The following is a 12,620-nucleotide window of genomic DNA, read 5'->3' as shown; positions in this document are numbered from 1 at the left end:
CCTGACCGCGCTGCGGCGCACCGCGGTCGGCCCCTTCTCCGTGGCCCAGGCCGGCGAGATCGACGAGCTCGACGTCCCCGCCGCGCTCCTGCCGCCGACTCCGAGGGACGCGCCCAGGTCGCGGGCGAGCGCGCGGATGTAGGTGCCGGAGGAGCAGGTGACGCGCACGTCCAGGTCGAGGAACCCCTCGACCGGGCGGCTCGCCAGGACGGCGAACTCCGAGACGGTCACGGGGCGGGAGGCGAGCACGACCTCCTCGCCGTCGCGGGCGCGGGCGTAGGCGCGGCGGCCGTCCACCTTGATCGCGCTGACCGTGCTCGGGACCTGCTCGATCGCTCCGGTGAGGGCCGCGATCGCGTCGGACACCGACTCCGGGGCGAGGGCCGCGACGAGGCCGGGCTCCGCCGAGGCGAGCACCTCGCCCTCCTGGTCGTCGGTGGTGGTGGAGGAGCCCAGCCGGATCGTCGCCTCGTACTGCTTGTCGAGGCCGACGAGGTAGGTGAGCAGGCGCGTCGAGGGGCCGAGACCGAGGATCATCAGCCCGGTCGCCATCGGATCGAGCGTCCCCGCGTGGCCGACCTTGCGGGTCCCCGCGCGGCGGCGGGTCCGCGAGACGAGGTCGTGGCTGGTGATGCCGCCGGGCTTGTCCAGCAGGAGGATCCCGTTCGGAGCCGGGGCGGGGGTCTCGAGCACGGGTGCGAGGATACACGGACGGATCGGGAGTACCCCCGGGGTGGAGCCGGAGCCCTCGCCCGCCCGTCCTAGGCTGTCCGGATGAGGATCGCAGTACTCGGAGCAGGCGCCGTCGGCGGCACCATCGCCGCCCTTCTCGACCGCGCCGGGCACGACGTCGAGGTCACCGCCCGAGGCGACCACCTCACCGCGATCCGCCGGTCGGGGATCCGGCTCGACGGGGCGTGGGGCGAGCACACCGCCTGGGTCCGCTGCGGCGAGTCCCTCGACCTGGTGCCCGATCTCGCCTTCGTCTGCACGAAAGCGCAGGACGCCGAGGACGCGCTGCGCACCAACCGCCGCACGGTCGACGGCACCCTCGTCGTCGTCGTCCAGAACGGACTGGACGGGCTCACCGCGGCGGCCCGGCAGGTGCGCGACGCCCGGCTCGTGGGTGCTCTCGCCCTCTTCGCCGCGAGCCACCTCGAACCCGGCCGCGTCACCGTCACGGCTCCTGCCACGACCACGCTCGGCGTCCCCGGCCGCCCGGCCGACGACGACGTGCGACGGGCCGCCGCCGTGCTCGGCGAGGCGGTCCCCACCGCCGTCACCGACGACTTCACCGGAGCGCAGTGGACGAAGCTGCTGATCAACGAGGTCAACGCCCTGCCCGCGATCACCGGGCTCTCGGTCCAGGAGACGATCGACGATCCGGGGCTGCGGCGCGTCCTCGCCCGGTCGATGCGCGAGGCCGCCCGGACGGGCTTCGCGTCTGGCGTCCGCTTCGGCTCGCTGCAGGGACTCTCGAACACGTCCGTCCGCGCCCTGGCCGCCGCTCCCCTGCCCCTGGTCGAGCTGCTCCCCCGCCGGATGGCCGCGCGGATGGGCGAGGTGCCGAACCCCGGGTCGACGCTGCAGAGCGTCCGCCGCGGAGTGCCGAGCGAGATCGACCACCTGGCCGGGGCCGTGGTCCGCACCGCTCACCGCGGCGGGCGCGAGGCACCGGTCAACCAGCTGCTGGTCGACCTGGTGCACGAGGTCGAGCGGGCGGGCGCCTTCGTGCCGCCGGCGGAGGTCGTGCGCCGCGCCGCCCTGGTCTGAGCCCGCGGCCCTGTCGGACGGACGCCGCCCGCGGCGGCGGCCTCCGTCCCGAGGCTCAGCAGGAGTCGGCGAAGAGGCGCCGGGGCTGCTCCGGATCGCGGACGTCGACGAGGATCCCCGCCAGCCGGCGCGGGTCCGTCGTGGCGCGGTACGCCGCGTCCACCGGCGGCTCCTGCGTGTCGAGGCGGATGCTGGTGCTCCACGCTCCGCGCAGCTCCGGCCGGAGGGCGAACTCGCCGTCGACGAGCAGCACCGCGTCGCGGCCGGCGGTCCGCCAGCGCGCCTGCCGCGCCTCGTCGCGCACTGCGTCGAAGCCCGCGAGCACGAACCCGGTGCTGCCGCCGAGGGTGAACGGATCGAGCAGCACGCGGCGCAGGAGCTCGTAGTCGTACCCGGCCGCGTAGGAGCGCTGCTCCTCGGGCACGGCGGGGTCGTCCCGATCGGCGCGGGGACGTCGGAAGTCGGCGAGGTGCGCGACGATCGCGTCCTTGCCGGCCCGGCGGAGCGCCTCCGCGAGGTCGACCGCGAACGCCGCGCTCACCGCGGGGTCGTCGCCGTCGATCCCGACCTTGACCCGTCCGCGCCCGTAGTTGTGAAGCACCTCCGCCGCGAGAGCGTCGAGCACATCGGCCTTCTGCGGAGCCCACCTGGTCATCCGCCCACGATACGCGCCGCCGCCTAGTGTGGGCTGATGCCCTCCGACCCTCTCGCCGACGCGATCACCGCCTGGTTCCGCACGAGCGCCCGCGACCTGCCGTGGCGCCGCGAGGGCTTCCCCGCCTGGGGCACGCTCGTCAGCGAGTTCATGCTGCAGCAGACCCCGGTGGTCCGCGTCGTCCCGCGTCTGGCGGAGTGGCTGGAGCGCTGGCCGACACCCTCCGCACTCGCCGCCGTCCCGCCCGGCGAGGCGGTGCGCGCCTGGCAGTCCCTGGGCTACCCGCGGCGGGCCCTGCGCCTGCACGCCTGTGCCGTGGCGATAGCCGAGGAGCACGGCGACGTGGTCCCTGACGACGTCGAGACCCTCCTCGCGCTGCCCGGCATCGGCGACTACACCGCCCGCGCCATCGCCGTGTTCGCCTACGGGAGGCGGCACCCCGTGGTCGACACCAACGTCCGCCGGGTCCTCGCGCGCGCGGTCGACGGAGCGGCGGAGCCCGGTCCGCCCCGCGCGAGGGCCGACCTCGCTGCGATGTCGGCGCTGCTGCCCGAGTCGCTCTCCGAGGCGGCGGCCTTCAACGCGGGCGCGATGGAGCTGGGGGCGATCGTCTGCACCGCCCGCGCTCCGCGCTGCGACGAGTGCCCGATCCGCGACCTCTGCCGCTGGCGGGCGGAGGGGTACCCCGAGCACACCGGGCCCGTGAAGGCGAAGCAGAAGCGGTTCGAGGGCTCGGACCGCCAGGTCCGCGGCCTCATCCTCGCCGAGCTGCGCGCCGCGCACGGCCCGGTCACCGCGGCCGAGGTGGAGTCTCTCTGGCCGGACGCCGACCAGCGCGGTCGCGCCCTGGCCGGGCTCCTCGCCGACGGCCTGGCGACGGGCGGCCCGGAGGACGGCTACCTCCTCCCCGGCTCCTGAGGGCCCGTCGACCGCCGTCCGCGTCGGAGGAGGCGGGTAGGGTCGGCGCCGTGACCGGTCGCCGCCTCCGCCTCCCCCGCCCCGACGCCGCCGTCGAGCGCGCCCTCGACGTCGACCTCGCCCAGGACGTCCAGCGCGCCCTCGCCGCGGTCCGCGTCGAGAACGACCTGCCCGGCCCGTTCCCGCCGGCCGCGCTGGCCGAGGCCGAGCACGCGGACGCCGGAGCGGACGACGAGGACCGCGTCGACCGGACGGACCTCCCCTTCGTGACGATCGACCCGCCCGGCTCGCTCGACCTGGACCAGGCCCTCCACCTGGAGCGCACGTCGGAGGGCGTCGTCCTCCGCTACGCCATCGCGGACGTGCCCGCGGTCGTCCGCACCGGCGGAGCGCTCGACGCCGAGACGCGCCGCCGCGGCCAGACCTACTACCTCCCGGACGGCCGCGTCCCGCTGCACCCCGCGGTCCTCTCCGAGGGGACCGCGTCGCTCCTGCCGGACGAGACGCGCCGAGCGCTGGTCTGGACGCTGACCCTCGACGAGCGGGCGGAGCCGCGCTCGGTGCACCTCGAGCGGGCGCTCGTCCGCAGCGTGGCCCGGCTCGACTACGAGGGCGTGCAGCGCAGCGTCGACGCGGGCGATCCGCACCCCTCCCTCGCCCTCCTCCCCTGGTTCGGACGCGAGCGCCTGGCGCGCGAGGCCGAGCGCGGAGGAGCGAGCCTGACGCTGCCCGAGGAGGAGATCGTCGCCGCCGACGGCGGCTACCGGGTCGAGCGCCGCGCTCCCCTGGCCGTCGAGGGCTGGAACGCCCAGGTCTCGCTGCTGACCGGTATGGCGGCGGCGACGATGATGCTCGACGCGGGGGTGGGCATCCTCCGGACCATGCCCGAGGCCGACCCCGCCACCGTCGCGACCTTCCGCTCCCGAGCCGCGGCGCTCGGCGTCCCGTGGCCCGAGGAGGAGGCCTACGGCGCCTACCTGCGCCGCCTCGACACCGACGACCCCGCCCAGCTCGCCATCATGTACGCCGCGGCGAGCCTGTTCCGCGGCGCCGGCTACACCGCCTTCGACGGCGCCCCGCCGGAGCATCCTGCGCAGGCGGCTCTCGCCGCGCCGTACGCGCACGTCACCGCGCCGCTGCGGCGCCTGGTCGATCGGTTCGGCCTCGCCGTCTGCCTCGCGGTGTCCCGGGGCGGAACGATCCCGTCGCAGCTGCGCGAGGCGCTGCCCCTGCTCCCGCCGCTCCTCGCCGCGAGCGACCGCCGGGCCGGAGCCGCCTCCCGTGCGGCGACCGCGATCGTCGAGGCCGCCGTCCTCCGCGGCCGCGAAGGAGCCTCCTTCCACGGGATCGTCGTCTCCTCGGCGCGCACCCGCTCCTCGGTCCAGCTGCTCGACCCGGAGATCACCGTCGACCTCCCAGCCCCGCTCACGCCGGGAGCCCGTGTCGTCGTCGTCCTGGAATCGGTCGACGTCGCCACGGGCTCCGCGGTGTTCGGGCTCGGCGCCTAGTCCTCGTCGTCCTCGCGGGGCTTCACATAGGGGTCGGCGTCGCCGGCGTAGTCCGCCTGAGCGGCGAGCGACTGCACCTGCGAGTCCTGGCTGCGCGCGGCGGCGAGCAGATCCTCGATGTGCTTCGCGTTCTCGGGCACCGCGTCGAGGATGAATTCGAGCGACGGCGTGAGCCGGGACGTGATGTTCCTGCCCACCTCGGTGCGGAGCATGCCGGTGGCGGCCTTGAGGGCCGCGGCCGAATCGGCGCGCTCCTCATCGGTGCCGTAGACCGTGTAGAACACCGAGGCGTGCTGCAGGTCGCCGGTCACCTGGACATCGGTGATGGTGACGAAGCCGAGGCGCGGGTCGCGGAGACCGCGCTCGAGCCGCTTCGCGACGATCACCTGGATACGTTCGGCGAGCTTCCTCGCCCGGGCCGGATCTGCCATGGCTGGTCCTCACATCTCTCTCGGCGAACCGTTCAGCTCGCCATTCAACCACTCTCCGCCCGGACGACCGGTCGCGTTTGAGGGGGCCTTGCTTCTGGGGCGTGATGCCCCTCGACCGCGCGTCATCGACGGCGCGGGTGTGGTGCCTTCTCGCGGCTCCCTGATCCTCGGGGACCGGATGGGGAGGGAAGGCTCAGGTGCTGGATCGGGAGCCGGACATCGCCCGCAGGCTCGCTGCTCGCGAGCTGCTCGCTCAGCGGGCGCACCCACCGAGACGGGAGCGCCTGATCGGGGTCGGTCTCCCGCACCCGGGGGTGCGGAAGCGCCCACTGGAGGGTCCGCACCTCCGGGACACCGGCGGCCCCCGATTCCTCCCGCAGGGCGCCAGAGGACGAGAGTCCCCTCCCGATCCCGCACGAACAGCGCCGTGAGACGCCGGAAGGCCCGGGCGGACCCGGGCCTTCCAGTGGAGCGGATCAGCCTCGCGGCTTCTCCTTCATCTCGATCGTCTCGATCTCGTCGCCGATCTGGATGTCGTTGTACTTTCCGAGACCGATACCGGCCTCGTAGTCCGTACGGACCTCCGTGACGTCGTCCTTGAAGCGACGCAGCGACTCGATGGCCAGGTTGTCCCCGACCACGACGCCGTCACGGATGACGCGCGCCTTCGAGTTGCGGGTGATCGTGCCGGAGCGGACGATGACACCCGCGATGTTGCCGAACTTGGAGGAGCGGAACACCTCGCGGATCTCGGCGACACCGGACTGGACCTCCTCGAACTCGGGCTTGAGCATGCCCGTGAGCGAGTTCTCGACCTCTTCGATCGCGTTGTAGATGACCGAGTAGAAGCGGATGTCCACTCCTTCTCGAGCAGCGCGCTCACGGGCCTTCGGGTCGGGGCGGACGTTGAAGCCCACGATGATCGCGTTGTCGATCGTCGCGAGGTTGACGTCCGACTCCGTGATCGCACCGACACCGCGGTGGATGATGCGCAGCTGCACCGAGTCGTCGACCTCGATCTTGACGAGCGACTCCTCCAGCGCCTCGACGGCACCGGACACGTCGCCCTTGATGATGAGGTTGAGCGACTCGACCTTGCCCTCCTCGAGAGCACGGGTGAAGTCCTCGAGCGAGATGCGCTTGCGGGCCTTGGCCAGCAGGGCGTTGCGCTGAGCGGCTTCGCGCTTCTCGGCGATCTGACGGGCCGTGCGGTCCTCCTCGGTGACGAGGAAGGTGTCGCCGGCGCGGGGCACGGACGAGAGTCCCTGCACCTGCACCGGACGCGACGGCACGGCTTCGAGGACGGCGTTGCCGTTCTCGTCCGCCATCGCACGGACGCGGCCGTAGGCCGTTCCGGCGACGATCGCGTCTCCGACGCGCAGCGTTCCCGACTGGATGAGCACGGTCGCGACCGCACCGCGTCCCTTGTCGAGCTTCGCCTCGATCGCGACTCCGCGCGCCTCCTTGTTGGGGTTGGCGCGCAGGTCGAGACCGGCGTCCGCGGTGAGCAGCACGGCGTCCAGGAGGTCCTGGATGCCGGTGCCCGCGCGAGCCGACACGTCGACGAACATGACGTCTCCGCCGTACTCCTCGGCGACGAGCCCGAACTCCGTGAGCTGCTGGCGCACCTTGGCCGGGTTGGCGTCGGGCTTGTCCACCTTGTTCACCGCGACCACGATCGGCACGTTGGCCGCCTGGGCGTGGTTCAGCGCCTCGATGGTCTGCGGCATGATGCCGTCGTCCGCCGCGACCACGAGGATCGCGATGTCCGTGACCTGGGCACCGCGAGCTCGCATGGCGGTGAACGCCTCGTGACCCGGGGTGTCGATGAAGGTGATCGGGCGCTCGATGCCCTCGTGCTCCGCGACGACCTGGTACGCACCGATGTGCTGCGTGATGCCGCCCGCCTCGCCGGCGACGACGTTGGCGTTGCGGATCGCGTCGAGCAGGCGCGTCTTTCCGTGGTCGACGTGACCCATGACGGTGACGACCGGCGGACGGATCTCGAGGTCCTCGTCCGTCTCGTCGTCGAGCTCCTGCTCGAGGTCGAGACCGAAGCCCTCGAGGAGCTCCTTGTCCTCGTCCTCGGGCGAGACGACCTGGATCTTGAAGCCGAGCTCGGAGCCGAGCACCTCGAAGGTGGCCTCGTCGAGCGACTCGGTCGCCGTCGCCATCTCGCCGAGGGCGAAGAGGACGGTGACCAGGTTGCCGGGGGGCACCGGCACGCCGGTCATGGCCTCGATCTTGTCGGCGAAGTCCGAGATCGACGCGCCGCGGCGCAGACGGATGACCGTCCTGCCGTCGCCGCGGGGGACGCTGACGCCGCCGAGCGACGGGGCCTCCCTGAGCTCGAACTCCTGACGCTTCGTGCGCTTGGACTTCCGGGCCTTGCTCTTGCCGCCGCCGCGACCGAAGGCTCCTGCGGTTCCACCGCCGGGGCCGCGACCGCGACCGCCGCCGCCACCGGGACGCGGGGCGAAGCCGCCACCGGCACCGGGAGCGCCGCCGGGGCGCTGGAAGCCGCCGCCGGCCGGACGACCGGCACCGCCGGGACGTCCTGCTCCGCCGCCGGGTCCGCCGGGACGCTGGCCGAAGCCGGCGGGGCGCTGGCCCATGCCGGGTCCGCCGGGTCGGGGCGCGCCGGGGCGCGGAGCAGCCGGGCGGGGGATGTTGCCCGGGGTCGGACGCGATCCCATGCCCTGCGAGCTGGCGAAGGGGTTGTTGCCGGGGCGCGGGGCGGCGGGACGCTGTCCCATGCCCTGGTTGCTGGCGAACGGGTTGTTGCCCGGGCGCGGGGTGCCGCCGGGGCGGTTGGAGCCGCCCGAGGCGCCGCCGGGGCGCGGGGTGTTCGCGGCGGGAGCCGGACGCGGGGTCACGGGCTTGGGTCCGCCGGGGGTCGCGCCGGACGCCGGCTTCTCGGCGGCGGCCGGAGCCGCGGGGGCCTCGGTCGGAGCCGGAGCGGCGGCCTCGGCGGGCGCGTCCTTGGCTGCCTGGGCGCGCTGAGCGGCCGCGGCCTCCTGGGCTGCCTGAGCCTGGGCCTGGCGCTCGGCGACAGACATCGGCGGTGCGGGCGCCGGAGCGGGCGGCTTGGCCGGGCCGGGCGTGGGCGCGGACGGACGGGCGCCGGAGGGGCGCGGGGCCCCGGGACGGGCACCGGCGGCGGGGGCGGCCGGGGTCGCCGACGCTCCCGCGGAGGAACCGCCCTGGCCCTGGAGGGCCTGGCGGAGCTTGCGCGCCACCGGGGGTTCGATGCTCGAGGACGGGCCCTTGACGAACTCGCCGAGCTCCTTCAACTTCGCAAGTGCGACCTTGCTATCGACACCCAGTTCGGATGCGATCTCGTGTACGCGTGGTTTTGCCACTTCTCTCCTGTCTTGGGCCTGCACCCAAGACGGGGGCAGGCGTCACGAACGGACGGGTCTCATTTCGAGCCGCTCATCAGTCTTCGCTCATGATCAGTTCACGGGCCGTTCTGCCTGTTCTCTATGGTGTGATCGTGCGCTGCTCCGGCCCCTCCGGTCGAGGGGCCGAGCCGGCCGGATCGTGCGATGTACTGCTCCAGCTCGCTCGCGTCCACGCTCTCGCGTGTCCGGAACGCTCTTCCGAACGCGCGGCGCTTGACCGCGAGCTCGTAGCAGTCGGCTGTGTCGTGGAGCCACGCTCCCCGACCAGGACGGACGGCACGCGGGTCTACCGCGAGGACGTTCGAGTGGAGGACCAGCCTCAGAAGAGAGGCCCGGGGGGCGCGCAGACGGCAGCCGACGCACGTTCTGACGGCTTCCACTCTACTCCCTCCCCTCCGGGACCGCTCCCCCGCACGGCCGATGCTCGGGGATCACTCCCCGTCCATCACCGAATCGGGCTGGATGTCGATCTTCGCGCCGGTCAGCTTGGCGGCGAGGCGGGCGTTCTGGCCCTCCTTGCCGATGGCGAGCGAGAGCTGGTAGTCGGGGACGAGCGCCCGGACGGCCTTGAGGCTCTGGTCGATCACGAACGCGCTGGTCACCTTGGCGGGCGAGAGCGCGCTGGCGACGAAGGTCGGCAGGTCGGAGGAGTAGTCGACGATGTCGATCTTCTCGTTGTTGAGCTCGGCGGTCACCGCGCGCACGCGCTGGCCGAGCTCGCCGATGCAGGCGCCCTTGGCGTTCACGCCGGGCTCGGTCGCGCGCACCGCGATCTTGGTGCGGTGGCCCGCCTCGCGGGCGAGGGAGACGATCTCCACCACGCCGGACGCGATCTCGGGGACCTCGAGGGCGAACAGCTTGCGCACCAGCGACGGGTGGGTGCGGGACACCTGGACCGACGGGCCCTTGGGTCCGCGGCCGACGCTCGTGACGTAGACGCGGATGCGGCGTCCGTGGCTGTAGTCCTCGCCGGGCACCTGCTCCTCGGGCGAGAGGATCGCCTCGATGGAGCCGAGGTCGACGTGGATCATCCGCGGGTTGGGGCCCTGCTGGATGACGCCGGCGACGATGTCGCCCTCGCGGCCCTTGAACTCGCCGAGCACGTGCTCGTCGGCGATGTCGCGCAGGCGCTGGTTGATGACCTGCTTCGCGGCGAAGGCGGCGATGCGGCCGAAGTCGCGCGGGGAGTCCTCGGCCTCGCCCACGACGGCGCCCTCCTCGTCGAGCTCGGGCACGAAGACCGAGACGTGACCGGTCTTGCGGTCGAGGTGCACTCGCGCGTCGACGGCGGTGGCCTTGTCGGCGTCGTCGGCCTGGCCGATGTGCTTGAGGTAGGCGGTCAGGATCGCCTGCTCGATGATCTGCACGAGTTCCTCGAAGGGGATCTCGCGCTCGCGCTCCATGAGTCGCAGAACGCTCAGGTCGATGTCCACGGGCGGGCCTTTCTCTCTATTCACTTGGATGCCGCGGTGGTGACCGCGGTCGTTCGCCTGCCGGGCTCTCACCCGGATCAGCCCTCAAGGGTACCCGACGCGGCCCGGGGTTCCACCCGCGGATCCTGCCGACGCACGGAGGGCCCCGCCTGCCACGGGAAGCGGTGGCGGGGCCCTCGGCGTGTCGGGTCTAGGCGCCCAGCCGGGCGAGCGCCTCGGCGACCGGGAGCTGCTCGCGCTCGCCGGACCGGCGGTCCCACAGCTCGACGATCCCGTCGGCCGCTCCTCGGCCCGCGATGACGATCACGGGCACCCCGATCAGCTCGGCGTCGCCGAACTTGACGCCGGGCGAGACCTTCGGGCGGTCGTCGATCAGCACGTCGCGGCCGGCGGCCTCGAGGGAGGCGCCGACCGACTCGGCGAGCTCGAGAGCCGCCGCGTCCTTGCCGGTCGCGATGACGTGCACGTCGAACGGCGCGACGTTCGCGGGCCAGAGCAATCCTCGGTCGTCGTGGGTGGCCTCGGCGATGATGGCGAGGATGCGGGTCACGCCGATGCCGTAGGAGCCCATCGTGACGGTGACGAGCTTCCCGTTCTCGTCGAGCACCTTCAGCCCGAGGACGTCGGCGTACTTGCGGCCGAGCTGGAAGACGTGGCCGATCTCCATGCCGCGGGCGGTCTCGATCGGGCCCGAGCCGTCGGGCGCCTCGTCGCCGGTGCGGACGTCCGCGACCTCGACGGTGGCGTCGCCGTGGAAGTCTCGGCCGGCGACCAGATCGAGGACGTGCTGCCCGGAGACGTTGGCCCCGGTGATCCAGGCGGTGCCGTCGACCACGCGCGGGTCGAGCAGGTAGCGGACGCCGGTCGCCGACTCCTCGCCCAGGACGGCTCCCTCGGCCGACCAGGGTCCGATGTAGCCCTTGACCAGTCCGGGGTGCTTCGCGAAGTCCTCCGCGGTGGCGGCCTCGACCTCGGCCGGGGCGAAGGCCACTTCGGCGCGCTTGAGGTCGACGTCGCGGTCGCCGGGCAGGCCGACGATCACGAGCTCGCGGGTGCCGTCGAGCGCGGTGAGCGCGAGGACGACGTTCTTCAGGGTGTCGGCGGCGGTCCAGGCGCGGCCGTCGGGGCGGGGCTGCGTCGCGTTCGCCAGGTCGACCAGGGTCTGGATGGTCGGGGTGTCGGGCGAGTCGAAGACGCGCGCCTCGGGCAGGCCCTCGACGGGCAGCGCCGCGGGGACGGGCGTGCGGTACGCCTCGACGTTCGCCGCGTACCCTCCCGCCGACCGGACGAAGGTGTCCTCGCCGACGGGGGTGGGGTGCAGGAACTCCTCGCTCCGGGAGCCGCCCATCGCTCCGGCGTCGGCCTGCACGATCACGTACTCCAGGCCCAGGCGGGCGAAGATCCGCTCGTAGGCGTCGCGCTGGCGCTGGTAGCTCGCGTCGAGGCCGGCGTCGGTGTAGTCGAAGGAGTACGCGTCCTTCATCGTGAACTCGCGGCCGCGCAGGAGGCCCGCGCGGGGCCGCGCCTCGTCCCGGTACTTGTCCTGGATCTGGTAGATCGACAGGGGCAGGTCCTTGTAGGAGGAGTAGAGGTCCTTCACGAGCAGCGTGAAGAACTCCTCGTGCGTGGGAGCCAGCATGTAGTCGGCGTCCTTGCGGTCCTTCAGGCGGAACACGCCGTCGCCGTACTCGGTCCAGCGGCCCGAGAGCTCGTAGGGCTCGCGGGGCAGGAGCGCGGGGAAGTGCACCTCCTGGGCGCCGGCGGCCTCCATCTCCTCGTGGATGATCCGCTCTATGCGGCGCTTGACGCGCAGTCCCAGCGGCAGCCAGGCGAAGACGCCGGGCGCCTGACGGCGGATGTAGCCCGCGCGGACGAGGAGGCGGTGGCCCGCGACCTCGGCGTCGGCGGGATCCTCCCGGAGCGTGCGGACGAACAGATGCGAGAGACGGGTGACCACGAGGGACGATCCTATCCGCTGCGCTCCCCCGGCTCGCGAGGGCGCCGGGAGCCTCAGTCGGGGATCCGCGAGAAGACGACCGCTCCGCCCGTGCCGTCCAGCAGCACGTCGTCGGGGGTGCCGCCGATCGTCATCGGGCCGGAGAGGAGCGCCCGGAGCCGGATGGCCTCGGGGCTCGGCGTGTCGGAGCAGGTGTCGGAGCCGGTCACCTCGTCGCCGGGGATCAGCACGCCGTCGTCGATCCGGTAGGCGGCGCTGACCAAGAGGCAGCCGGTGCCGACGACCAGGGTCGGCGCACCCCCGACGCTCTCGGAGCGGAGGCGGACGCGGGCGTCCTCGACCCAGGCCGTGTACGGGGTCTCCCCCTCGGCCGCGGTCAGCACCCAGCGGTCGCAGCCGAAGGGGTCCTGCGGGGTGCGGCTGTCGATGCACTCGCCGGCCTCGGAGGACGGGCCGCTGCGGAGCGCGGCGACACCGGAGGCGAGGAGCGCGGCGGCGACGACCACGAGCGCGAGGCGCAGTGCGGGGCGGACCACGTCGA

General features: G+C 73.3%; 11 protein-coding genes. 3 read left to right on the top strand and 8 right to left on the bottom strand.

What is annotated here, in order from left to right:
- Window positions 1-693: tRNA pseudouridine(55) synthase TruB (gene truB, locus C5C82_RS07010; RefSeq protein ID WP_104354837.1), on the bottom strand; the 693-nt coding region annotated here is incomplete at its 3' end.
- 81 nt (window positions 694-774) lie between these two features.
- On the opposite strand from truB, the gene C5C82_RS07005 reads away from it, so the two are divergent.
- Window positions 775-1,773: a ketopantoate reductase family protein gene (locus C5C82_RS07005; RefSeq protein WP_104225598.1), complete on the top strand. Its 999-nt coding sequence runs from the start codon at window positions 775-777 to the stop codon at window positions 1,771-1,773.
- 55 nt (window positions 1,774-1,828) lie between these two features.
- Here C5C82_RS07005 and C5C82_RS07000 read toward each other — a convergent pair whose 3' ends face one another.
- A complete protein-coding gene (locus C5C82_RS07000) occupies window positions 1,829-2,428 on the bottom strand; it encodes a hypothetical protein (protein ID WP_146083678.1) in 600 nt (199 codons plus the stop codon).
- 36 nt (window positions 2,429-2,464) lie between these two features.
- Here C5C82_RS07000 and C5C82_RS06995 point away from each other — a divergent pair, with 36 nt between their 5' ends.
- Together C5C82_RS06995 and C5C82_RS06990 are read left to right on the top strand one after the other, a co-directional pair.
- Window positions 2,465-3,346 (top strand): A/G-specific adenine glycosylase, encoded by an 882-nt coding sequence (locus C5C82_RS06995; RefSeq protein WP_104225596.1) that lies wholly within the window; start codon window positions 2,465-2,467, stop codon window positions 3,344-3,346.
- A 50-nt stretch (window positions 3,347-3,396) separates the two neighbouring features.
- A complete protein-coding gene (locus tag C5C82_RS06990) occupies window positions 3,397-4,854 on the top strand; it encodes a ribonuclease catalytic domain-containing protein (protein ID WP_104295010.1) in 1,458 nt (485 codons plus the stop codon).
- Here the strand turns inward: C5C82_RS06990 and rbfA are convergent.
- The 6 genes from rbfA to C5C82_RS06960 form a co-directional block, all read right to left on the bottom strand.
- On the bottom strand, window positions 4,851-5,285 hold the full coding sequence (gene rbfA, locus C5C82_RS06985) for a 30S ribosome-binding factor RbfA (RefSeq protein ID WP_104246571.1): 435 nt from the start codon (window positions 5,283-5,285) through the stop codon (window positions 4,851-4,853). The genes C5C82_RS06990 and rbfA overlap by 4 nt on opposite strands.
- 476 nt (window positions 5,286-5,761) lie before the next feature.
- Entirely contained in the window at window positions 5,762-8,647 is a 2,886-nt protein-coding gene (gene infB / locus C5C82_RS06980) for a translation initiation factor IF-2 (RefSeq protein WP_104246572.1), read from the bottom strand.
- Window positions 8,648-8,745: 98 nt separating this feature from the next.
- Entirely contained in the window at window positions 8,746-9,069 is a 324-nt protein-coding gene (locus tag C5C82_RS06975) for a YlxR family protein (protein ID WP_104295009.1), read from the bottom strand.
- A gap of 51 nt (window positions 9,070-9,120) precedes the next feature.
- Complete coding sequence (gene nusA, locus C5C82_RS06970; protein WP_104225180.1) at window positions 9,121-10,122, bottom strand: transcription termination factor NusA; 1,002 nt, start codon at window positions 10,120-10,122, stop codon at window positions 9,121-9,123.
- A gap of 190 nt (window positions 10,123-10,312) precedes the next feature.
- Entirely contained in the window at window positions 10,313-12,079 is a 1,767-nt protein-coding gene (locus tag C5C82_RS06965) for a proline--tRNA ligase (RefSeq protein ID WP_104225179.1), read from the bottom strand.
- A gap of 53 nt (window positions 12,080-12,132) precedes the next feature.
- Window positions 12,133-12,615 (bottom strand): hypothetical protein, encoded by a 483-nt coding sequence (locus tag C5C82_RS06960; protein WP_104295008.1) that lies wholly within the window; start codon window positions 12,613-12,615, stop codon window positions 12,133-12,135.
- Between the last annotated feature and the right edge of the window lie 5 nt (window positions 12,616-12,620).

It is taken from the genome of Rathayibacter sp. AY1D5, from assembly GCF_002932515.1.
Classification (GTDB): Bacteria; Actinomycetota; Actinomycetes; order Actinomycetales; family Microbacteriaceae; genus Rathayibacter.
Note: the sequence above shows the minus strand (reverse complement) of the source record. Positions and strands in the feature narration are given on the sequence as shown.

What these genes read in the sequence shown, in the direction of transcription:
- C5C82_RS07005 (WP_104225598.1), top strand. Translation starts at nt 775, where the DNA reads ATGAGGATCGCAGTACTCGGAGCAGGCGCCGTCGGCGGCACCATCGCC.
- C5C82_RS07000 (WP_146083678.1), bottom strand. Translation starts at nt 2,428, where the DNA reads ATGACCAGGTGGGCTCCGCAGAAGGCCGATGTGCTCGACGCTCTCGCG.
- C5C82_RS06995 (WP_104225596.1), top strand. Translation starts at nt 2,465, where the DNA reads ATGCCCTCCGACCCTCTCGCCGACGCGATCACCGCCTGGTTCCGCACG.
- rbfA (WP_104246571.1), bottom strand. Translation starts at nt 5,285, where the DNA reads ATGGCAGATCCGGCCCGGGCGAGGAAGCTCGCCGAACGTATCCAGGTG.